Source organism: Pseudomonas sp. Pse79, assembly GCF_024519615.1.
In the GTDB taxonomy this organism is placed as follows: domain Bacteria; phylum Pseudomonadota; class Gammaproteobacteria; order Pseudomonadales; family Pseudomonadaceae; genus Aquipseudomonas; species Aquipseudomonas veronii.
The window spans coordinates 194349-217556 of sequence record NZ_JALJRR010000005.1; the positions used below are offsets into that span (position 1 = coordinate 194349).

General features: G+C 61.2%; 18 protein-coding genes and 2 pseudogenes. 5 read left to right on the top strand and 15 right to left on the bottom strand.

Translation table 11 applies throughout. The annotated features are described in order from the left end of the window. Positions 1 to 34: 34 nt before the first annotated feature. Genes codB through codA form a run of 3 tightly spaced genes read left to right on the top strand, consistent with a single transcriptional unit; the run spans position 35 to position 3768 of the window. The gene (gene codB / locus NR164_RS09230; protein ID WP_256822655.1) at positions 35 to 1303 is read left to right on the top strand and encodes a cytosine permease; all 1269 of its coding nucleotides are present in this window, start codon (positions 35 to 37) and stop codon (positions 1301 to 1303) included. Then, entirely contained in the window at positions 1300 to 2505 is a 1206-nt protein-coding gene (locus tag NR164_RS09235; protein ID WP_046384045.1) for a PucR family transcriptional regulator, read from the top strand. The genes codB and NR164_RS09235 overlap by 4 nt, the downstream gene beginning before the upstream one ends. A gap of 27 nt (positions 2506 to 2532) precedes the next feature. After that, positions 2533 to 3768, top strand: a complete 1236-nt coding sequence (gene codA, locus NR164_RS09240; RefSeq protein ID WP_256822656.1) for a cytosine deaminase — start codon at positions 2533 to 2535, stop codon at positions 3766 to 3768. Between the two features lie 43 nt (positions 3769 to 3811). Here codA and NR164_RS09245 read toward each other — a convergent pair whose 3' ends face one another. Continuing rightward, complete coding sequence (locus tag NR164_RS09245; RefSeq protein WP_256822657.1) at positions 3812 to 4807, bottom strand: diaminopimelate epimerase; 996 nt, start codon at positions 4805 to 4807, stop codon at positions 3812 to 3814. A 352-nt stretch (positions 4808 to 5159) separates the two neighbouring features. On the opposite strand from NR164_RS09245, the gene NR164_RS09250 reads away from it, so the two are divergent. Beyond that, entirely contained in the window at positions 5160 to 6311 is a 1152-nt protein-coding gene (locus tag NR164_RS09250) for an MFS transporter (protein WP_256822658.1), read from the top strand. Positions 6312 to 6872: 561 nt separating this feature from the next. Here the strand turns inward: NR164_RS09250 and NR164_RS09255 are convergent. The 14 genes and pseudogenes from NR164_RS09255 to NR164_RS09320 all read right to left on the bottom strand — a co-directional run bounded on the left by NR164_RS09255 (position 6873) and on the right by NR164_RS09320 (position 21695). Next, on the bottom strand, positions 6873 to 7625 hold the full coding sequence (locus NR164_RS09255; RefSeq protein WP_079443285.1) for a hypothetical protein: 753 nt from the start codon (positions 7623 to 7625) through the stop codon (positions 6873 to 6875). Between the two features lie 371 nt (positions 7626 to 7996). Then, entirely contained in the window at positions 7997 to 9067 is a 1071-nt protein-coding gene (locus NR164_RS09260; RefSeq protein WP_046384049.1) for a chemotaxis response regulator protein-glutamate methylesterase, read from the bottom strand. Further along, complete coding sequence (locus NR164_RS09265; protein WP_046384050.1) at positions 9064 to 9585, bottom strand: chemotaxis protein CheD; 522 nt, start codon at positions 9583 to 9585, stop codon at positions 9064 to 9066. The genes NR164_RS09260 and NR164_RS09265 overlap by 4 nt, the downstream gene beginning before the upstream one ends. Next, on the bottom strand, positions 9578 to 10381 hold the full coding sequence (locus NR164_RS09270) for a protein-glutamate O-methyltransferase CheR (RefSeq protein ID WP_017847000.1): 804 nt from the start codon (positions 10379 to 10381) through the stop codon (positions 9578 to 9580). Before NR164_RS09270 ends, NR164_RS09265 begins: the two co-directional genes overlap by 8 nt. A gap of 21 nt (positions 10382 to 10402) precedes the next feature. Then, the gene (locus NR164_RS09275) at positions 10403 to 10927 is read right to left on the bottom strand and encodes a chemotaxis protein CheW (protein WP_026140027.1); all 525 of its coding nucleotides are present in this window, start codon (positions 10925 to 10927) and stop codon (positions 10403 to 10405) included. A 55-nt stretch (positions 10928 to 10982) separates the two neighbouring features. Further along, positions 10983 to 11495, bottom strand: coding sequence for a chemotaxis protein CheW (locus NR164_RS09280; RefSeq protein WP_227778821.1), 513 nt, complete (start codon positions 11493 to 11495; stop codon positions 10983 to 10985). Positions 11496 to 11498: 3 nt separating this feature from the next. After that, positions 11499 to 12338: pseudogene (locus NR164_RS09285) on the bottom strand (methyl-accepting chemotaxis protein); the annotation flags it as partial. A 60-nt stretch (positions 12339 to 12398) separates the two neighbouring features. Then, a pseudogene (locus tag NR164_RS09290) lies at positions 12399 to 13916 on the bottom strand (MCP four helix bundle domain-containing protein); the annotation flags it as partial. A 25-nt stretch (positions 13917 to 13941) separates the two neighbouring features. Continuing rightward, positions 13942 to 16083 carry a chemotaxis protein CheA gene (locus NR164_RS09295; protein WP_256822659.1) on the bottom strand — a complete coding sequence of 714 codons (2142 nt, stop codon included), beginning with the start codon at positions 16081 to 16083 and terminating at the stop codon, positions 13942 to 13944. Positions 16084 to 16087: 4 nt separating this feature from the next. Beyond that, a complete protein-coding gene (locus tag NR164_RS09300; RefSeq protein ID WP_017846995.1) occupies positions 16088 to 16405 on the bottom strand; it encodes a lipid asymmetry maintenance protein MlaB in 318 nt (105 codons plus the stop codon). A 33-nt stretch (positions 16406 to 16438) separates the two neighbouring features. Next, complete coding sequence (locus NR164_RS09305) at positions 16439 to 16807, bottom strand: response regulator (protein ID WP_017846994.1); 369 nt, start codon at positions 16805 to 16807, stop codon at positions 16439 to 16441. A 13-nt stretch (positions 16808 to 16820) separates the two neighbouring features. Next, positions 16821 to 18098: a methyl-accepting chemotaxis protein gene (locus tag NR164_RS09310; RefSeq protein ID WP_372340280.1), complete on the bottom strand. Its 1278-nt coding sequence runs from the start codon at positions 18096 to 18098 to the stop codon at positions 16821 to 16823. A 70-nt stretch (positions 18099 to 18168) separates the two neighbouring features. Next, positions 18169 to 18798: a response regulator transcription factor gene (locus NR164_RS09315; protein ID WP_017846992.1), complete on the bottom strand. Its 630-nt coding sequence runs from the start codon at positions 18796 to 18798 to the stop codon at positions 18169 to 18171. Beyond that, entirely contained in the window at positions 18798 to 21695 is a 2898-nt protein-coding gene (locus tag NR164_RS09320) for a PAS domain S-box protein (protein ID WP_256822660.1), read from the bottom strand. Before NR164_RS09320 ends, NR164_RS09315 begins: the two co-directional genes overlap by 1 nt. Before the next feature lie 432 nt (positions 21696 to 22127). Here NR164_RS09320 and NR164_RS09325 point away from each other — a divergent pair, with 432 nt between their 5' ends. Next, positions 22128 to 22751, top strand: a complete 624-nt coding sequence (locus NR164_RS09325) for a hypothetical protein (protein WP_256822661.1) — start codon at positions 22128 to 22130, stop codon at positions 22749 to 22751. Positions 22752 to 23208 lie beyond the last annotated feature (457 nt).

Consider the following 23208-nt stretch of genomic DNA (forward strand, 5'->3'; position numbering starts at 1 on the left):
TAGGCCTGCGTCACTCATTCAGGGAGCAAGGCACATGACGCAGCAAGAACCGGGCAACGATTACCCCCTCAGCGAAGTCCCGATGCACGCACGCAAGGGCCTGGCGTCCACCGCCATGGTGCTGCTGGGCTTCACCTTTTTCACCGCGACCATGTTTGCCGGCGGCAAGCTGGGCGTGGCGTTCAGTTTCGTCGACATGCTCGGCGTCGTGGCCTTGGGTAACCTGCTGTTGGGCATTTATGCCGCAGGCTTGGGTTACATCGCGTTCAAGAGCGGCCTGAACTCGGTGCTGATGGGGCGCTTCTGTTTTGGCGAAGTCGGCAGCAAGCTCAGTGATTTGATCCTCGGTTTCACCCAGATCGGCTGGTACGCCTGGGGCACCGCCACCGCCGCCGTGGTGCTGGGCAAATATTTCGGGCTGAGCCAGGGCAGCGTGCTGGTGCTGATGGTGCTGTTTGGCCTGCTGTTCTGCGCCACGGCCTACGTGGGCTATCGCGGGTTGGAGATTCTGTCCTACATCGCGGTGCCGGCCATGGGCATTCTGTTGTGCCTGTCGATGTGGGTCGCCACGGTGAAAGTCGGCGGGCTGCAAGGCTTGCTGGCGGTGGTGCCGACGTCGGAACTGGACTTGTCGACGGCGATCACCCTGGTGTTCGGCACCTTTGTCAGCGGCGCGACCCAGGCCACCAACTGGACGCGCTTTTCGCGCTCGGCCAAGGTCGCGGTGCTCGCCAGCCTGATCGGTTTTTTTGTCGGCAATGGCTTGATGGTGCTGATCGGGGCTTATGGCGCCATCGTCTATCAACAGCCCGACGTGGTGGAGGTGTTGCTGCTGCAAGGCTTTGCCACGGCCGCGATGGCGATGTTGCTGCTCAATATCTGGAGCACCCAGGACAACACCATCTACAACTTCGCCGTGGCCGGTTGCAACCTGCTGCGCACCCGCCGCCGCAAGACGGTGACCCTGGCAGGTGCGGTGATCGGCACGCTGCTGGCGCTGCTCGGCATGTACGACATGCTGGTGCCGTACCTGATCCTGCTGGGCACGGTGATTCCACCGATTGGCGGGGTGATCATGGCGGACTTTTTCTATCGCTACCGCGGCCGCTATCCGCGCCTGGCCGATGCGCGCCTGCCGGCGTTCAACTGGCCGGGGCTGACCGCCTACGCCGTGGGCACCGTACTGGCGTTCAATTCGCCCTGGGTGGCGCCGTTGGTGGGGATCGTGGCCGCGTCGCTGACCTACATGCTACTCAGCGCCGTACTGCGCGTGCGGGCACCGTTGGCTGACGCACAGGCATGAGCCTGACCATCGCCGATGTGCTCGCCCTGCCGGGGCTGGATTCCCTGTGCCTGCGCGCCGGGGCGGCGGGCCTGGAGAATGCCGTGCGCTGGCCGTATGTCGCAGAGAACAGCGGCATCGCCGAGTGGGTGCTGGGTGGCGAACTGGTGTTCGTCACCGGTATCAATCACCCACGAGACGAAGCGAATTTGCTGCAACTGCTGGAGGAAGCCTGCCTGCGTCAGGTGGCCGGGTTGGTGATTCTCACCGGGCCGGCCTATATCCAGGCGATTCCCCAACGCTTGCTGGACGCCGCCGAAGCCGCCGACATGCCGCTGATCGAACAGCCTTACTCACTGAAAATGGTGCTGGTGACCCAGGCGATCGGTTCGGCGTTGATCCAGTCCGAACAATTGGGCCGCTCGCGGCACGATGTGCTGGAGCGGTTGCTGGCCGGTGACTATCAATCGTTGGATCTGCTGCTGCACCGCGCCGCCCAGTTGGGCATGCCCCTGGCCGGCCATTGGCAAATCGTGCAGTTGCAGTTGGAGGGCAGCGACGCGTTATTTGCCCAGGGTGAGGCCGCGCAGATGGAAGCGCAGTTGGCGCGGCAACACGACAGCATTACCCGGCGCCTGCGGCAGTTGTCGGCCGCGGTGCCGGTACTCGGGCGCGCCGGCCAATGGACGTTGCTGCTGCCGGCCGCCGATGCCGTCGCAGCGCTGGCTAACCGGGAGCAACTGGCCAATTGGTTGAAGCCGCTGAACCTGCGCCTGGCGCCGCTGAAACTGTTCATCGGCCTGAGCGCCGCCGCCCACCCGCCGGCGCGCCTGGCCCAGGCGCAGGATGAAGCGCGCCAGGCGTTGGCCGCTGCGCGGCGCTTCAGCGAACGCGCCGGGCTCTGCGTGTATGACGAACTCGGCGTATTGAAGCTGCTCAGCGGCGTGCGCGATCGTGCGCTGCTCGACCAGTTTCTCAATGACCGCCTGGGCCCGTTGCTGCGCCACGACCTGCACCATGGCCCAAGCCTGCTGCCGACCCTCGAAGCCTGGTTCCACGAGAATGGTAACCTGGTGGCCGCCGCGCAGCGCCTGGCCGTCCACCGCAATACCCTGACGCACCGCGTCCAGCGCATCGAAGCCCTGTGCGGGCTGAGGCTGGATAATTCGTATGACCGCCTGGACATCGGCATCGCGCTGATGATCTGGCGGCTGTCTGCCTGATTGTTTTTAGCCAAGAGGAACTTGCCCATGCACATCATCAACGCCCGCCTGCGCAACCGTGAAGGCCTGCATGATCTGCACCTGGAACACGGCCGGATCGCCAGCATCACGCCGCAAACCACAGCCCCCACGGCGGGGCCCGACGACCTCGACGCGGCCGGCAACCTGGTGATACCGCCCTTCGTCGAACCGCACATCCACCTCGACGCCACCCTCACCGCCGGCGAGCCGCGCTGGAACATGAGCGGCACCCTGTTCGAAGGGATCGAGTGCTGGGGCGAACGCAAAGCCACCATCACCCACGAAGACACCAAGGCCCGCGCCAGGAAAACCATCCAGGCCCTCGCCGCCCACGGTATCCAGCATGTGCGTACCCACGTCGACGTCACCGACCCGGACCTCACCGCGCTCAAAGCCATGCTCGAAGTGCGCGAGGACACTGCGCACCTGATCGACCTGCAAATCGTCGCCTTTCCCCAGGAGGGCATCGAGTCGTACCGCAACGGCCGCGAGCTGATGGAAGAAGCCGTCCGCCTGGGCGCCGACGTGATCGGCGGCATCCCCCACTTTGAATACACCCGCGACCAGGGCGTGAGTTCGGTGAAGTTCCTGATGGACCTGGCCGAACGCAGCGGCTGCCTGGTCGACGTGCATTGCGACGAAACCGACGACCCGCACTCGCGTTTCCTCGAAGTGCTCGCCGAAGAAGCGCGCAGCCGCGACATGGGCGCCCGCGTCACCGCCAGCCACACCACGGCCATGGGTTCCTACGACAACGCCTACTGCGCCAAACTGTTCCGCCTGCTCGGGCATTCCGGTATCAGCTTCGTCTCCTGCCCCACCGAAAGCATTCACCTGCAAGGGCGCTTCGACAGTTTCCCGAAACGGCGCGGCGTCACCCGCGTCAACGAACTGCTGGAAGCCGGCATGAACGTGTGCTTCGGCCAGGACTCCATCGTCGATCCCTGGTACCCCCTGGGCAACGGCAACATCCTGCGGGTGCTCGAAGCCGGGTTGCACATCTGCCACATGCTCGGCTACCGCAACCTGCAAAACGCCCTGGACCTGGTCACGGACAACAGCGCCAAGGCCATGGCCCTCGGCGATCGCTATGGGCTGGAACCCGGCCGGCCGGCCAACCTGTTGATCCTCTCGGCCGACAGCGACTACGAGGTGATTCGCAGCCAGGGCCTGGCGCTGTACTCGATCCGCAACGGCAACGTGTTGATGAAGCGCCAGCCGGCGCAGGTGACGTTTTTGTAGCACGCGGGGTTCGATGGACAGCCGCTGATACGACTCGACGCGATCAGCCGCGCGGCCCCGCATTGAGCTGCGGCCGCGCAGCCCCGAACAGGCTGACGCTCAGCACTGTCGCATCCTGAATCTGCAACCGAACCGGCACCGTACCGCCCGGCATCACCACCGCGACCTCCCCGCCCGCGACCCAACCGGCGCGCCACGCGGCGCACGCCACGGCACAGGCGCTGGTCCCGGAGGACGCCGTCGGCCCCTCTCCCCGCTCGAACACCCGCGCAAGCACTCGATTGCCGGACGCCTGGGCAGCCCATTGCAAGTTGACCCCGGCCACACAGGGCTGGCCACGCCCGGCAGGTGGCGCAAATGCAATCGCCTGCAAGGGCTCGAACAGTACGCTCTGGTGCATCGGCAGATTGTCCGGCAGCGCAGCGGCCTGGTGCACCAACGTCACGCAATGGGGGTTGCCCACCCGCACAAACTGGCTGCGCGTCCATGCCGGGTTGATCGCCGCCAGCGCGGGCACATGGCTGAACGCCCCCTCTTCGGCGCCAGGCAGGTCCGCGCCGACCGCCAGCGGGCCGAACGCCGGCTGCCCCAACGCCAGCCAGAACCCACGCACCTGCTCGTGCAGTGCCGGTTCGACATAGGTGGCCAGCGGCGACTTCGCATCCTGTTTATCGTGATGCACCCGCAGCTCGCAGCCCTGCGTCATCAAGCCCTGATCGCTCAGCGCCTGGGCGAAGATGGTCAGGCCATTGCCACTGCGCTCCGCAAGGGAGCCGTCAGTGTTGACGATCAACAGGTCGAACGGCGGCGCCGCCTGGAACGGCCCGACCAACAACCCATCACAACGGTGCGCCTTGGCGCCAGCCGGACGCGGCGAAGGCCCCCAGCCACATTCGGCGGCAATGGCCGGCAGTGCCCAAGCGTCGCGCCGGCTCGCCGCGAGGGCCGCAGTGTCGGGCACCTCGACCCCGTGGCGACGCAAACAGGCCGGGCTGACCACCCCATAGATATTGCCGCGGGCATCGTAGAACCGGGTCATGGGGTCGCCTGACTGAAAGTCCTTCATCGCTTCGTCCGTCCAATCGTCTGCACACAGAAGCAGCAGCGTATTACAGAACGGTCGGCGCGTGGGAAGTGGTCTGGAAGGTGCGTCATCCGCCGCAGGAAGCCTGGGGTTCAGCAATTCTCACGGGGATTACGCACCTTCCAGACCACCTCCTACACGTCGATGTCCTCTAGGTGGCAGCCAGTGTCCAGAGCGTTCCGTGCTGGCGAAAATAAAACCCGGCGCCAGCGCGAACGCCGCGTGAACCTGGCTCGCTCGATCAGGCTTGATGTGTAAGGATGTCGCGCCGGACATCGTTCGTTGAACGCAAAACCAAGGATTCTCCATGACTGCCATCCCCACCCCAGCGCCCGTGGTTCCCGGGCGGCTGGAGCAAATGTCGACGCGCATCGCCTTCTTCATCGCCGGCTTCGGCATCGCCGCCTGGGCGCCGTTGGTGCCGTATGCCAAGGCCCGCGTCGAACTCAACGAGGGCACCCTGGGCCTGTTGCTGCTGTGCCTGGGGGGCGGCTCGATCATCGCCATGCCGGTGGCCGGCGCACTGGCCTCGCGCTATGGTTGCCGGCGCGTACTGAGCGCCGGGACGGTCCTGATCTGCCTGGCGTTGCCCATGCTCGCCACGGTCAGTTCGATCCCGTTGCTGATGGCCGGTCTGTTCCTGTTCGGTGCGGGCCTGGGTACGGTCGACTCCACGGTCAACCTGCAAGCGGTGATCGTCGAGCGCGCCAGCGGCAAAACCATGATGTCGGGCTTCCATGGGTTGTTCAGCCTGGGCGGCATCGTCGGCGCAGCGGGGGTCTCCGGGTTGCTGGGGCTGGGGTTTTCGCCGCTGCAGGCGACCCTGGTGGTGATCGTCATCATGGCGCTGGCGCTGTTCAAGGCCGCCCCCCACTGGTTGCCCTACGGCAGTGAAAGCGTCGGGCCGCCGTTTGCCATTCCCCACGGCGTGGTGCTGTTTATCGGCGGCTTGTGTTTCATCGTGTTTTTGGCCGAAGGCGCCGTGCTCGACTGGAGCGCGGTGTTCCTCAGCGCCGAACGCGGCCTGGATGAAGCCTACGCCGGCCTGGGTTATGCGGCCTTTGCCCTGACCATGACCGCCGGGCGCCTGACCGGCGACCGGATTGTCCGTCGACTGGGGGCTGCCCGGGTGATCGTCACCGGCGGGGCGCTGGCGGCGGCCGGGATCTTCCTCGCGACCCTGTCACCGGCCTGGGCCATGTCCCTGCTGGGCTATGCGCTGGTCGGCGCCGGATGTTCAAATATCGTCCCGGTGCTCTACACCGCTGTCGGCAAGCAGACCGTCATGCCGGAACACATCGCCGTGCCGGCCATCACCACCCTCGGCTATGCCGGTATTCTCGCGGGGCCCGCGGTGATCGGTTTCATTGCCCATGGCAGCAGCCTGGCGACTGCCTTCCTGTTGATCGGGGGATTGCTCGCAGCGGTGGCGGTCAGCGGCAAAATACTGCAGGTATGAGCAAAGGACATGAGCGGCCTGAATCCTTCAAGTAGCTCATGTACGCCTGATCGTTTCTTCCCTGCCTTATCGTTTCCCGTCCGCAGCGCTGTGCCTGGCAGAACGGTTCAGTGGTTAGCCCAGATGCCGCTCGGTGTCATTGGCCAGACGGCAAGACAACTTGTGCCATAACCCGGCGAGCGTGGAAAACACAGGGCTGGACAACGGTTCCTCCGTGAATGTTCGAGAACCTTTATCGAAGTCTTCGGCGGTGGGCGCCCTGAAGCTGAACTTCGGCGAAGACATGAGGTTGAGTGCCTGCGAACGGGATGTGCTTGGGAGGCCTGCTTCCCGTGCAGGCATCGCCAGGCTCGCAACCGTGTACTGGGAGGGCTGAGATTCAAAGGATGTCGAATTCATAGTCCAGACCTGATTCGGTAGGTGAAGACACCGGCAGCCATTCAACGGCCGATGGCAATCTCTTCGTGGTAAACCCCTTCCTCCCTGACTGAAGTGGTGCTTCCTGCTCACTACGCTTACCAACCTATGCCGCGAGTGACGCGGCATTCGGCTGTGCCCGAGTTAACGCAGCAGTTTCAGCAGTTCGCGTCGCGAAATCTTGCCGTCGCGCTGCCACTCGTCAACATTGTCCATCCGCCCCTGCAGAATCGAACGGGCCATGACTTCCTTGGTCAATTGGATGAGATGGTCAGTGAAGGGGTTGCCCGTCAACGCTTGCGCCGCAAACTCTTTGAGCTTGTCGAGCTTGATGCTGTCGCCCCGACCGTTGCCCTTCAACTGTTGGAAATGGCCGAGCATTTCCTTGATCAGCTGTTTGTCGTCTTTGAGTTTAAAGGGGTTATCGGAACCGATGACGCTCATAATGTCGTCCCTGGACAAGCGGCCATCCGAAGCACCGGTGCTCATGTTTCGATCGAGCGCGCGTACCAGCTCGGGACGCCGCAGCAGTTCCTTCGCCAGGCGGATATTGGCGTCCATCTGCGGGTTGCCGGTCAACGGTCGCTCGGCCATTTTTTTCAGGCTTTCGAGGGTGACTTGCCGCGAAAAATGCCCTTCCCTGAACGCGCCGTAATTGCTCAGCAGCGCCTGGGCCAGTTGCTGATTGCTTTGCTTGGAGTAATGCGGGTCCGGCCGTTCGGGGGTTGGGCGCGGCGGCGGGCCGGGGTTCGGGCGCACATTATCGGGCAGCGGACGTTGCGGCGGCCCCGAGTGATAATGACCGTGGCCGAAGTACGGGCGCGACGACGTGCTGCCGAATGCTGAGCCGAAGTGATACGAATCCCAGAACAGGCTCTGGCTGGCCGATGAGCTCATAGACCGCTCGGCAATGGACATGGGGTCTCTGAAAGACTTGTCATCAGAGGAGTGAGCGACAGACTGCATGAATACTGATGCCGACATTTAGTTCTCCAGTTCGGTTTGATCAGACGCCTTGCCTCAGCGCTCCAGGCGCCCCGACGATCGATAAATCGTCAAGCAAACCAGCGGAAGCAGGCTTATCCTGTGTGGCAGAACTGTGGGAGTCGGTTCCTGATCGCGCTGAAAGTTTCCAGCGCCCAGGTAGGAAGAGCATCTGCTGAGATACGGAACTCATCACCTTCCCGAGCCGTTTCGGCGCAGCCAGCCCCCTCGCCGCCCAACCCGACCCAGGCGCGCAAAAAACCTCGGTTCACCAGCATCAACCGTCAGCGGCGCAGGTGCATGGACTGCAGAATCGCGGCTGGAATTTGTTCGAGCGGCAACTCGCGCTCCACCGCACCGAGCTTGAAGGCCTCCTTAGGCATGCCGTACACCACGCACGACTCTTCATTCTGGCCCAGCGTCAGCGCGCCGTTGTCGTGCATCTCCTTCAACCCGCGAGCGCCATCGTCCCCCATGCCCGTCATGATGATGCCCAGCGCGTTGCCGCCTGCGCTGCGGGCGACCGAACGAAACAGCACGTCCACCGAAGGGCGGTGCCGGCTGACAGGGGGCCCGTCAACGATTTCAACCAGGTATTGGGCACCGCTGCGCTTGAGCAACATGTGCCTGCCGCCGGGAGCAATCAACGCACAACCGGGAATGACGCGGTCGCCATTTTTCGCCTCCCTGACTTCGATCTCGCACAGGCGGTTGAGCCGCTCGGCAAATGCCGCGGTGAAGTGCTCCGGCATGTGCTGCACGATCACGATTCCCGGGCACACCCTGGGCAAGGCGGTCAGCACCAGTTCCAGGGCTTGCGTGCCGCCGGTGGACGTACCAATGGCGACGATGTTTTCGGTGGTGCGCGCCATGGCATGCGTGCTCGCCGGCAGTATGACGTCGGCAGTCAGCTTGACCGGGGCTCGCTCGCTGGACGGCACCATGCGTTTCATGTTGGCACGGGCTGCGGCCTTGACGGCACCGGCCAATTCATCGGAACTGTCGGTCAGGAACTGACGCAAATTGAGTTGCGGCTTGGTCACGATACTCACCGCACCGGCGGCCAGCGCTTGCATGGTGGTGGCCGCGCCCTTCTCGGTCAGCGTGGAACAGATGACCACTGGCGTCGGATGTTCGGCCATCAGTTTCTTGAGGAACGTAATGCCATCCATCCGCGGCATCTCGACGTCCAACACGATGACGTCCGGCCATTGCTTGTTCATCTTGTCCATGGCGAACACCGGGTCCGCCGCCGCGCCGATCACTTCAATGGCCGGGTCTTGCCCAAGGGTCGCCGTCAGCACTTGGCGAACCACCGCGGAGTCGTCAATGATCAGTACTTTGATAAGGCTCATATCGCACGCTCTCCATGAGGGCTGCTGAGTGGCCAATGCAGGGCCAGGTAGTTGAGTTCGATGTTGCCATTGGCCAGATCGAACACCACGGTTCGATAACCCACGCCTTCCACATGAAAGTTGTGACACCGCAACTGATGCGAATCGAGCAGGTGCCTGGCTTGCTCGACATTGCGCTGGCCAACGTAGTGATTGTCCGAACGCGCCAGCCCCGGAAACATGTCCCCGCCGCCATACACGCTGATTCTGAACTCCGTCGGCGGCACCTTGATCGCGTGCATTCGGCCGAGCAGCAATTGGAGCGCCTCATCGCCGTAGCGACCATCCAGTGCAGCCGATCTCTTCACTGCGCGCCGGGGCAACAGGTAGTGGCACATGCCGCCCAACAAGCGCCGCGGATGCCAGACCACCAATGCAACGCATGAGCCCAGCACGGTGCGCAGCCGAATAGCGCCTGAACCGAAAAACCACTCGCCGGGATTCAGGTACACCTCGCGGGACGGTGGGGTGTCAGGCATGCGGCCTCCGATAGATCGAAGGCTTGACCAGTCGCAGTTCATCGGTCACGCCATTGAGACTTTCCGAATGGCTGACCAGGAAATAGCCGCCGGGCTTGAGGTGGCTGACCAGGCGCTTGACCACTTGCACTTTGGTCTCGCTGTCAAAATAGATCATCACGTTGCGCAGGAAGATCACGTCAAACATTCCCAGCTTCGGCAACGGATTGTTCAAGTTGATGGCCTGGAAATCGATCCTCGACGCCAGCGCCGGTTCGACCATGAAGCAACCGTGGTTGGCGCCGACGCCCTTGAGGCAATATTTGTTGAGCAACGCTTGGGGAATGCCGCGCGTGCCTTCGAGGGGGTAGCGCCCCTGGCGGGCCGTTTCCAGTACCCGGCTGCTGATATCCGATGCGACGATTTCCCAGGGCCGGCCGCCGAGGCTGTCCGCCAGGACCATGGCCAGGGTGTAGGGCTCTTCACCGCTCGAGCAGGCGCCGCTCCATACACGCAAAGGCCCGCTGCCACGCAGTTCGGGCAGTGCGACATCGCGCAGGAAATCAAAATGCTTGGGCTCGCGGAAGAAGTAGGTTTCGTTGGTGGTCAGCATATCGACCGCCACTTGTAGTTCCGTCGCGTCCTTCATCAGCACTTTGTAGTACGCGCCGTAGGTATTGAGCTTGAACACTTGCAGGCGCTTGGCGAGCCGAGCGCTCACCAACTGTTTTTTGGCATCCGACAGGCTGATGCCGGCGATTTGATGAATGAGAGTGCGAAACTGCAGGAACTCCGCATCGGAGAGAATCACGTTCATGAGGACACTCCCAAAAAACAATCAGGCAGTTGAAGGCAGCAAGGGATCAAGGGTTGCCAGCACATCGACCTGTTCCAGGGACAACACACGACCGATATCCAGCAACAACACAAAACCGCTCTCCAATTTGCCGATGCCCAACAGGAAGTCCGCTCTGACATCGGTCCCGAAATTCAAGGACGGTTCGATATCCTGATCGGCGATTTCAAGGACCTCGCTGACCGCATCCACAATGATGCCCACCGGCTTGCCCCCGGCATTGGCCTGTACCTCAAGGATCACAAAGCAGGTCCTCGAGGTCTGCACCGTGCGCTCGCCGCGAAAGCGCACGCCCAGGTCCAGCACCGGAACCGCCGCGCCGCGCAGATTGATCACGCCGCGGATGCTGGGCGGTAACAACGGCACGCTGGTGATCGGTCCGTATTCGATGATCTCTCGCACGTTGAGCGTGCCGACGGCGAACATCTCATCCCCCAACTCGAAGGTGAGGTATTGGCTAGGGCTCGAGACCGTGGCTTTACCTGGACTTGCGATGGATAACGCCATGACTCACCTCGCATCGATTACTTTGCGGCCGCGCCGGGAGGCGCGGTCGTATACGTCAAGCTCGCATCAAGCCGGCCATCTCATCGACACACAACACCTGCTCGATTTGCAGCAGCGTGACAAACGCACCTCGCACCTTGGTCATCCCCCGGATGAAGTCGGTACGGATCGGGTTACCAAAGGCCGGCGCGGGCTTGATATCGATATCGAGGATCTCGATCACTTCGCTGACCGAGTCCACCACCACCCCCAGCACCTGGGACTCGCCCTCCTTCGCCGCTTCAAGAATGACGATGCACGTTCGGCTGCCCAGCACCGTCACACCCTTGCCAAACCGCGCCTTGAGGTCCACTAACGGCACCACTGAACCGCGCAGGTTGATCACCCCGCGCAGGAATGTCGGCATCATCGGCACCGTGGTCACCTGGTTGTATTCGATGATTTCGCGAACGTTCAGTGTATTGACCGCATACATCTGCTGGTCAGCCAAGAAGGTCAGGTACTGCAAGGGCTCATCGACCTGCGGCGCTGACTCCAAAGTGCTCGGCATAACGGCTGTGGCGCTCATGGGTCAGCTCCCGAAGCGGACGAAACCGCTCTCCACCGCACGGCTATCCTGGTCGAACGTGGATGCCGCGCGATTGATCACGGGCATCGAGGCGGTCCGCCCGGCGCGCTTGCTCTGTACGCTGAAAAAGCCCATGAGTTCCTGCAACTGCTCGGCCTGGCCGCTCATTTCCTCGGCCGTCGCCGCCAGCTCTTCGGAGGCCGAAGCGTTTTGCTGGGTCAGTTGGCTCATCTGCGACATCGCGCTGTTGATTTGCTCAGAGCCGATGGATTGTTCTTCCGAGGCGGCCGCGATTTCCTGCACCAGGTCAGAGGTCTTGGCGATCGAGGGCACAATCTCGTCAAGCAGGTTGCCCGCCCGTTCCGCCAAGGCCACGCTGTTCTTGGCCACTTCACTGATTTCCTGCGCCGCGATCTGGCTGCGCTCGGCCAGTTTGCGCACTTCGGCCGCCACCACCGCGAAGCCTTTGCCGTGCTCGCCGGCACGCGCCGCTTCGATCGCCGCGTTGAGCGCCAACAGGTTGGTCTGGTAAGCGATGGAGTCGACGATGCCGATTTTCTCAGCGATGGTCTTCATCGCCGCCACCGTGTCCTTCACGGCGCGACCGCCTTCCGAGGCTTCCTTGTTGGCTTTACCCGCCATGCCGTCGGTCACCTTGGCATTTTCGGTATTTTGAGCAATGGACGCCGACATCTGCTCCATCGATGCCGAGGTCTGCTCCACCGACGCGGCCTGTTCGGACGCCGACTGCGCCATGCTTTGCGCAGTGGCGGAGATCTCCTCGGAAGCACTGGACAGCGAATCGGCTGAGCCGCGCACTTCGCCGATGATTTCCGAGAGTTTTTCCACGGTACCGTTGACCGAGTTTTTCAGTTCCAGGAACTTGCCTTGATAGTCGCCGTTGATGGTCCGGGTCAGGTCGCCATTGGACATCGCCGACAAGACATCCATGGCTTCAGTAATCGGCACGATGATCGCATCCAGCGAACCGTTGATCCCCAGGATGATGCGGCGGAAATCACCTTGATGCCGAGCGGCGTCAGGCCGGGTATCGAGTTTGCCGATCAGCGCGCTGTCGCTGATCTGGCTGGTGTCTTCGACGAGCGCCAGGATATTGGCCCGCAGTTGCTCGATGTTCTCGTTGATAAAGGCTTTTTTGCCGGGAAATTGCTCAAGCGGTGCCGACAGATTGCCTTCGCCGAACGCGCGGATACAGGCCATGGCTTTTTTCTTCACGCTGATATGGCCACTGACCATCTGATTGATGCCCTGACCGATATCGCGGTACGAACCCGAGAAGCGATCGACGTCGATCATGACGTCAATGTCGCCTTTTTCATGCTCGCTGGACATGTGCTGCATCTCATGGATCAACGCCAGCACATTGCTGCGCAGCAGCTCGATGTTTTCATTGATAAAGGCTTTTTTGCCCGGGAATTTTTCCAGCGACGCCGACAGATCACCTTCACCAAAGGCGCGGATACAGGCCATGGCTTTTTTCTTCACGCTGATATGGCCGTTGACCATCTCGTTGATGCCCTGGGCCATGGAGCGGTAACTGCCGTGAAAGCGGCCAGCATCGATCTGTGCATCGATGTCGCCCTTGTCGTGTTCACTGGACATGCGGTTTATCTCCGCGACCAGCCCATGCAGGCTCGCGCCCAGTTGTTGCATGGACGCCATCAAGCTCGTGGTGTCACCGGGCTTGAGCGTGGCTTTGGCATCCAGCTCCCCCGCTGACAAGCGAGCGGCGAAAGCGCGCACGGCCACCGGTTCGCCGCCGAGTTGGCGCATCAGGTTGCGTCCCAGAAGTGCGCCCACCAACGCGGTGGCTAAAAATGTCAGCGCGCTGACCAGCAGGATGAGGGAGCGGGCATTCTTCTCAGTGGCGGTGGCAACCAATTGGCCCTTGCGCCCCAGTTCCAGGTTGTATTCGCGCAGCTCACCGATCGTCGTCAGCACCGCGCTCTGCAATGGCTGGCTCGCCTCGATCAATGCGCGGGCCGAGGCTTGATCACCGTCGTCGATGAACTTGTCGAAATGCGCCTGCAGGGTCGCGAATTCACCCAAGCGGCCACGTAACTGCTTCAACAGTGCTGCGTCATGGTCGTCGGAGACCAATGCGGCCTCATAGTGATCCAGGGCTTTGCCAATCGCGCTGAAGTTCTGTGCCACGTTCTGTGCATAGCTGGACACGAAGTTTTTTTCGGAATCGTTCAGACGTTGCCATTCCAGGGTGTGAAGGTCGGTGAACGCAGCCGCCGCACGGTCGATTTCCAGCAAGCTGGGCACGGTATTGGTGTTGGCATAACTGGCGCTCGTATTGATTTCACCGGCCAGGTAAAGGCTGGTACCACCCAACACGACAACGCCGAGCGCTGCGGTGAAAACCAACAGCATGATATTTCTGATAACGGTCATGGCGAGGAACTCCTGATGACGCTCATTAAGTCGATAACGGACTTGGGATCGAACGGTGGGTGGCGTCCTTGGCAACGTGTCCTAACAAATTGGGTATATCCAGAATCAGGGCGACGGCTCCACTGCCAAGGATGGTGAACCCGCCGAGCCCATGGGCCTCACCAAACACTTTGCCCAATGGCTTGATCACGGTTTGAAACTCCCCCTGCAAGCGATCGACCACCAAGCCAGCACGCAGGCCGGCGTATTGCACGACGACCACGTTTTCTCGACTGCCCCGGGGTTCTTGCACATCGAACATGTCCCGCAGGCGCAGGATCGGCAGCACATCTCCACGCAGGTCCAGGTAGCCGGTGTCTGCGCCCTGTCCAGGCGCCAGTTCGATGCACTCCTCCACCATGTTCAGCGGGATGACATAAGAGGCCTTGCCCACCCCGATCAGAAAGCCGTCGATGATGGCCAGGGTCAGCGGCAGACGAATCCGTACCGTTGTGCCCTGCCCTTCTTCGCTCTCGAGGCTCACGCTGCCGCGCAACGCGGTGATATTGCGCTTGACCACATCCATGCCCACCCCGCGGCCGGACAGGTTGCTGACCTGGTCGGCGGTGGAGAAGCCCGGCTCGAAAATCAAGTTCAGGATGTCTTTATCCGCCGGTAGCTGGCCGTCCCCCACCAGGCCACGCTCGCGGGCCTTGGCCAGGATTTTGTCCTTGGCCAGGCCACCGCCGTCGTCCGACACTTCGATCACGATACTGCCGGACTCGTGGTAGGCATTCAGGCGTACCGTGCCCTGGGCCGGCTTGCCCCGTTGAAGGCGCGTCGACACGGCCTCGATGCCATGGTCCATCGCGTTGCGCACCAAGTGCGTCAACGGGTCGCCGATACGTTCGACGACGGTCTTGTCCAACTCGGTCTCGCCACCGCCGATCTGCAGCACGATGTCCTTGCCCAGTTCCTTGGAGACGTCGCGCACCACCCGCTGGAAGCGCGTGAATGTCGCGCCGATCTGCACCATGCGCAGGGTCAGTGCCGAGTCACGCACCTCTTCCACCAAGCGCGATAACAGGCTGGTGGCTTCGATCATCTCGCCAATTCCGCTACGCACTGCCACCAGGTTGGCTCCGGCGCCGGCGATGATCAGCTCGCCAACCAGGTTGATCAGTTGGTCCAGCTTGGCGGCATCGACGCGGATCAGGTTGCCTTCGTTGCTCGCCGCGCCCTTGCCGGCCTTGATCAACGGCGCGACTGAATCGGGTGGTGCGTCCAGCTCGCCGCGCATCTCGACCGGAGCTTGCTCACCCTCGTGGGTGACGAGCAGGGCCTGGGACTCCGTCAATGTGCCGCAACGCACCAGCAGCTCAAGCAGCACGGCATTGTCTTCCGGCAATCCGTCGAGATGCGCGCGACAGGCTTGGACAGAGGCTTGCGGTGCAAGGATCTGGACGAGCGCGTCATCGCGCACAAAATCAAAGGCCCCGTCGATGACCTCCCGCGAGGCATCGCTGAGCAGCGCGAGTTCAAAGCCCAGGTAGTTGGTTTCCGGGTCCATCGACGCAAACGGCGGCAACCCCTCGCACAGTGTGACGGTATGCAGCAACTGCCCCAACGTGCTCAGGTAACGCAGGAACGCCAGCGGGTCCATGCCGTTGCGCAATACATCCGGACCAAAGCGCAGGGACAAGTGCCAGTGGCCGGGACTTGCGCCCGGCTCGTCCGCCGGCAACGTGGCTGGAGCGGGCGAAGCGCTCGGCACCGAGCCTTCCAGGTACTGCGCGAGCCGCTCGCCCAGGCATTGGCCCTGGACCCGCAGCGGTTCGTCCAATCGGTCAAGGTTGCCATCCTCGGCCAGCAGGTCGATCAACTGGCCGATATGGTCACGGGCATCGAGAAACAACGCACTCAATGCCTCGTCGACGCGCACTTCCAGGCTGCGGACCCGGTCCAGGACGCTTTCGGCGACATGGGTGAACTCAACGATGGGCATCAAGCCAAACAAGCCGGCCGAGCCTTTGATGGTGTGGGCCACGCGGAACAAGCCGTTGATGGTGTCGAGGTCCTGCGGCGACCTCTCGATCTGCAGCAGTGCGTCTTCCATTTGCAGCAGGAGCTCGCGACTCTCGGCAATGAAAGTCTGCAGCACGTCATCCATGTTCATGGGCTGGGCCATACGATCATGCTCCAAGCGACTGGGCGAAAAGCGGATTGGCGAAGTAGTCGTCAAGACCGCTGAGCCGTATTGCTTCGATTACGGTCGCGCTCGGGTTGCTCAGCAACAGCTGCGTTCCGTCCTTGAGCGACTCGCGTTTGATGAGGATCAACAGTTGCAGACCGGCGCTGTCCAGTTCGTCGACATTGGACAAGTCCAACTCAACCTCATGCGCCAGCGGAAACAACGACAACAACAGGTCTTTTTGTTCAGTGGCGGTGTAGATCGTCAGGGGGCCTTCCATGACCTGGATTCGACGTAGCATCGGTACGGTGCTTTTCATGGAAACCTCCTGGCCAGCGGTCGCTGGTCATTGCTATGGCAGGATCAACTTGGAGACGGCAGTGAGCATTTGCGCCGGCTGAAAGGGCTTGACCATCCACGCCTTGGCACCGGAGGCCTGGCCTTGCTGCTTCATCGCATCACTGGCCTCGGTGGTCAGCATGATGACCGGCGTGAACTTGTAGGCCGGCAATAGCTTGGCCGCCTTGACGAAGCTGAAGCCGTCCATGTTGGGCATGTTCACGTCGCTGACAATCAGGTGGATTTTGCGTCCGTCCAGTTTGCTCAGCGCATCTTTGCCATCACAGCCTTCGATCACGTCATAACCCGCGCCTTTGAGAGTGATGCTGACCACCTGCCGGATGGAGGCAGAGTCGTCGACGATCAGAATGGTTTTGCTCATCGGAAAAGCTCCTCTAGAAAAAGGTGATTTCGCTGTCATCGGACTTGGCGTGCGTGTTACCGCCATGGATAGCGTGTTGCTCCGGCATGGTGTAGGCCGTTGAAAGCTCTTGCAGCCAACGATCACTGACCATCGGGCTGAGGGTATGCCCGCTCAGGCTCGATGCCTGGCGCTCGTCCAATTGCTGCTGGAGCTTGTCCAGGTCGCGGGTAATCAGCGTCAACATCTGGCTGACGCGGTCCTGGAACTGCAAGGCGACCAGCACCTGGGCAATCTCGTCGGCGACGTTGGCGCTCTGCTGTTGCAGGTCATGGCTGTTGCGCACGAGGGTCTGGGCGGTACCGCGAAAATGTTCGATGACCTGCGAGACCACACGCTCCGAATCCGCGAGGGTCAAGGTGTCTTGTTCAGCGTGGTGGCGGGACATTTGCACCGTGCGGGCAATGGCCGCGTTGACGGTATTCACGGTTTCACTGATCTTGCGCCCGGTCTCGCCGGACATACTCGACAGCTTGCGCACTTCATCGGCGACCACCGCAAAACCTCGCCCCGCCTCACCGGCGCGCGCGGCCTCGATGGCGGCGTTGAGGGCAAGCAGGTTGGTTTGACTGGCGATGTCACCGACAAACTTGGCCATCTGCTGAAGTTGTTCGGTGAAGCCGGAGAGCTGCAGGACTTCTTTGAGTTCGCTCTCTTTATTGGAGAGCGCGGAGCGCAGGGCCAGCACGATGGAATTGAGGTCGCGCTGGCCGACTTCCAGCAAGTCGACCAATTGCTGGGAAGCATCTTGCCCGCCGTTGCTGGCCACGCTGTGGCTGATGTTCGATGACAGCGTGCCAAAGCGTTCGCTGAGCTTGAGGATGGACGTTTCGCTGATCACGCGCGCGGCTTCGATCTGCCTGGACCAAACGGGAAGCACGCTGAGGCACACGTCTGACAGGCCGTTATCGACGGCCAATGTCGCCGAGACCTCGGGCGGCTGATCGAGCTGGCGTTGCAGGCTGTTGCAATGCGCCTGGAAGCATCTGTTTGCCCAAAGGCCCAAGCCAACGCACAGCACCAACAACGCGCCCCCTGCCGCCACAGCCCATGCGCTGAAGTCATTGCTGTAGGCAACCGCAAGACCTCCGAGCAGACCGGCCAAGGCGACCGGAAACACTATCAAAGCAGCCGAGGGGGGTGTGGTCTGTTCGCTCACGGTCTGTCTCCCAATCGAAGCATCTCGTCGCCGGTTGATCGGCAGTTCGATTGCTTGAGAGGGATACTGGCCCAATAATGGCACCACGGCCATCGGACCATCCCTATTCCAGGGTAGGGATACCGGCAACCAAGGTAGGAAAATCCCTACACAAGGGGCTTGCTCACGAAATACCCAAGGTCATGGCGAAGCGCACAATGTCCGCCGTAGAGCCGAACCCCATCTTTTCCATGAGCCGGGTCTTGTGGGTGCTGACCGTCTTGTTGCTGATGACCAACTGTTCGGCGATCTGGTTGACGCTCATGCCATGAGCCAGCAAGCGCAGAATCTGAAACTCGCGATCGGACAGGCTTTCAACGTAGGTCTGTTGCTTCAGGCCACTGCTTTGCAGGGCAATCTGCTCTGCCAGCGCCGGGTCCAGGTAACGTTGGCCGCTGGCCACTCGTCGCATGGCAACCAACAGGGTCTCGGGGTCGCGGTCCTTGGTGAGGTAGCCGAGCGCACCGGCGCGCAGTGCGCGTTGCGCAATGTGGATTTCGTTATGCATGCTCAACACCAGGATCGGCAGCTCCGGGTACTGGGTATGCAGGCGGGCGATCAGGATTTCGCCGCTGATACCCGGCATGTTCATATCGAGCAGCAGCAGGTCGATCTCGACCTGGCGCAACAGCTCGATCACTTGCGTGCCACTCTCGGCTTCGGCCACCACCTGGACGTCGGCGACCAGCATGAACAACTGCTTGAGCCCTTCGCGCATGATGGTGTGGTCATCGGCGATCAGCATGCGAATCATTAATACGTATCCTTGTGCATCGGAATGAATGCCTGGACTGTTGTGCCCTGTCCGGGATGGCTGAAAACAATCACTTTGCCGCCCAACATCAGGCCACGCTCACGCATCCCGGCCAACCCCAGGGTCTGCCGGGTGACGGCGTCGGGGTCAAACCCCTTGCCGTTATCCTGGACCTCCAGCAGCCAGTTGGTTTCCTGCGGGCTCAGGGTGACGCTGACCTGTGTCGCTTCGGCGTAACGCGCGATATTGGTCAACGACTCCTGCACGATGCGAAACGCGGCGGTGACGTGGGTATCGGGGAGCGTCAGGGGAATCGACGGCAGGTGTAACACACAGGGAACCCGGGTCAAGGTGACGAACTCGGTGGTCAGCCACTCAAGACCGGAAACCAGCCCCAGGTTTAACGCGGACGGTCGCAGGCTGGTGGAGACATCACGCACGACCTGGATCGTCTTGTCGGTCAGCACCATCAGCCGCTCGACCTGCGGGGTCAGCTCGGGTGTCGAGGCGCCGAATTGAAACCTCAACAGTGATATCCCCATGCGCAGTGCCGTCAAGTGCTGGCCCAGCTCATCATGGATCTCCCTGGCGATCAGTTTGCGCTCCTCTTCCCGCGCCGTTTCGCGACGGGTCGACAGATCGCGCAATTGTGCATTGGAGTTGGCCAGGCGCCGCTCGGCAGCCCGCAGCCTGGAAATATCGCGCCCCACCGCCAACACGCTCACGACCCGCTGGCCGTCGACCTCTGGAACAAAGTGGATCAGTACCACTTTGGGTGCGCTCTTCAACCCCGAGAGCAGAAACTCCTGCTCCGTCGCTTTATTTTCCTGAATCACTTGGGCCACCAATTCGCGAAACAGCTGAGACTGGTGGTTCAGCGGCGCCACCGCGTCCATGGGCATGCCCATCAGTTCCGGCCAGGCCCCGCCCACCCATCTTCGCAGCTGCGCATTGACGTAGAGCACTTCGCCATGAGCACTCAACCGAGCGATAGCGTCCGGGCTGTTTTCGACCAGTGCGCTGATGTCGTGCTGGCGTCCGAGTTCTTTCTGCCGGGCCCTGATCAACAGGGTAATGTCGCGGCTGATCACCAATATCCGCGCCGCCACACGCCCTGAGTCCGCCACCGGCACCAGCGTAAAGTGCAGTTGACGGACTTCGTTGCGAAGCACCATGCCCTCATCCGACTCAACCACCCGCCCGGCGCTTGTGCATTGCTCACAGAGCGCCTGGATTTTTTGCGCGCCCAACCGACCAAAGATCAACTCCAGCGGCTCACCGATAACATCGGCATGCGGTTTGCCCAGCGCGCGCAACAACGCCGGGTTGACCTCGACACAACGCAGGCAACCGACCGCCGTCATTTCCAGCAGGCAAAGCATGTCCAGGGTGTGGTCGAAAATGTCACGGTAACGACGCTCGCGCTCGCGGAGCAACGACTCTGACTGCCAGCGTTCGATCGCGATCGCCGCAATATGACAGGTCTGGCGCACGCGCAGGATGTCGCTCTCATCCGGCCCGATGCCGGAGGCCTGGGACAACTCGAAAGTGCCGAGCACGTGGCCTTGTTTGTCCACGATCGGCTCGGACCAGCCTACGGCAGACGCCGTATTCATCACCGCGCCGGTGCCGAGCGGCGCTACCAGCTGCACCCGGCAGGACCGATGGGGCAAGGCCAATTGCAGATAGTCCACCAGGAGCCCGAGCGTTTCTTCCAGGGGCGCGCCCGTCGCCATTTTTTCGAAAATCCCCAAGCGCGCGTCTTCCAGGACCTGTTGTTTGCACAACTCGGTAATGTCGTGGGCCAGCGCCAACACGCCGATCACCTCGCCTGTCGGGCTGCGCTCGGCCGTCAGGCTGACCGCACAACTGACCAACTCGGTACTGTCCGCGAAGGTCCAACTGTCGAGGAATTGCGCGGTTTCGCCCGTCGCAACGACATGGCGCAGCTGGTTGATATAGTCACCCGCGTCCTCGTCGGGGCTTACCCCTATCGACTCGTCATAAGACATGCCGGTCAAGCGCAAAAAGGCCGGGTTGACGTAAGTGCGCAACAGGTTGCGGTTGTAGCGAACGATGATGTTGGGTGAACTTTCCGCGAGGGTGAGAAATTTGAGTTCGCTGCCCACCAGCGTTTCGCGCAGCTGCCAGTTCTCGGTGATGTCCTCCAGTTGGGACACAAAGCAGAGCGGCTGCCCCTGATCGTCCCGCACCATTCCCACGGTCAACCGCGCCCACACCACCCGCCCGTCGCGATGGATATAGCGTTTATGCAACGTCGCGCCCGACCTTGCACCGCGCTTGAGTTCGTCGATCAACTGCTTGCCGACCTCGCGATCCTCGGGGTGGGTCAGTGCCATGAATGTGGTGGTTTGCAACTGCGCTTCGCTATACCCAAGCAACCTGCAGATGACGCCATTGGCCCGTAGCCAACGACCGCCCAGCGACACCAGCGCCAGGCCGGTGCCGGAGGAATCGAAAATCGACCTGAGCGGGATCTGCGCGTAGCTTTCGGTTTCGGATGGCGGAGCCGACGCGCCCTGGCGGGCAACGACCTCGACAATAAAATACGCATCGCGCCACAACGTCAGGGAGACGTCCAGCCCGCACGCCCCTCTGCTCAACGCCGCGAAACCAGCCCGCGTGTTCCCTGTGGCCGTTTCCAGCGCGGCATAAAACAGCCCATGGTCTTCGGGCCGCAGGAGGGCGATGAACTCGCCGCCCGCTGCCGGAGAAACACCGTTTTGAACTTGCAGATGGGCGAACGCGGGATTGCCGGCGACAACCCGAGCGGCGCGGTCCAGCGCCACAACCGCAATGGACAGACAGCCGAGCACACTCTCGAGGGTTCGCAACGTATCGTCGTCAGCCACTGCCTGTGCGTCGCGAGCCATCATCCCTGTGCCCTCGGTCGTTGAACGGACTTAACGATATTTGCAAGGCGGGTAAAACGCCTAGCAACCTTCTACGCAGCGCTGGAAATCGGAAACGCCTGAACATTGACGTTTTTACGAGAGCACGGCCCCTCACCGCCAACTTGTCTATCTCGCGTTAAAGCGCCTTCAGACCCACGACTCAATCCTTTGCTCGAACTGTAGCCCAATATCAAGCTTCGAAGAGTTGCAGCACGATAGAAGAGAAGGCGCTACAGGAGCTGATCCAAGTCAATACACATGGGCCGTCGCGGGTTTTGCATCACCTCTTGTCTGTGCTCACCCGCAACGCCGAGGCGCAGACCGCTGAGCGTTGCAGCGAACGAAAAAATGATATCATAATGACATCATCACCTGATACCTTGTAGGTAGAACCAAGCAATTGCGAGGGTCATCATGGGCGAAGGCGCTCCTATTCCGTCGAATGAAGCTGAAAGGCTAAAAGAGGTCGCCAAATTTTGCCCCGCGGGCAGCGACTCCGACGAAGTCTTCGACAAAATCGCCGCAATGACCTCGGCGTACTTCAACGCGCCGGTCACGCGGGCCTCAATCGTCGATGAGCTCTGCATTATTGACACTGTCACGCGCGCGCCCATGAGCGAGTTGGACAGAGGCATACTCAATGGCTTCGCTGAACGGGTCATGATGCGTATCTGCAACATGCGCGCTCGTAACTTCGTAGACCAACCCACCGGGTTGTTTAATCGATTGAGGTTTGAGGAAGATATACATCAAACGAACCGGGTAAACAGCGCATGCGAGATTGACGCAGTCGACGTCATTATGCCGAAAGTCCTCAACGATATAGTCAAGGCACCGGGTTATATCTGTGCACAAGACTTGATCCTGGCGATAACGTCGCGCCTACAAAACTGCTACCCAATAATTGCTTGCTTTATAAAATCAGTCCGACGCGATTCGGCTTCATTCTCAATGAATGAGCCGGGCCCTGAGCAAATTTGCGAAACTATTCTGCATAACTTCAAAATATCGGCTACCGAGTCGTTGCAGAAGGCGTAGAAAACCAAGAAGTTCTGCAGCGTTACTTGATAGAAAAACCTATGAGTCCCAAGGCCTTAGAAACCTGGATAGGACAAAGAAACTAGGAGGCAATTATGACGTTGAAGGACTCGCACGCGGCGATTGCGCGCTATTTATATAACGCCACGCCTGCGTCAGTCGTCTACCGATTATATAAATCACCGCTGCCGGGCCGTTTTTTATTACAGCCCTTACTTACCGCCCCGGTAAAACCGAATTATTTTACCGCTGACCGACGACTGACCTGTTCTGCGCTCAAGTTGATCTTGGCCCGAGCCGATAGGCTGATGTGAGAAGGATCGCTATTTACTGATTCAGGGAGGAACCTATGTCGTCATACGGCAACTTGCAGCCGCTTCCTCAGGCTCGCACTTTTTTCCACTTATCGCTCGTAGCCGCTGCCTGTGGCGCGTGCGCCCTGCTATTGAGCGGCTGG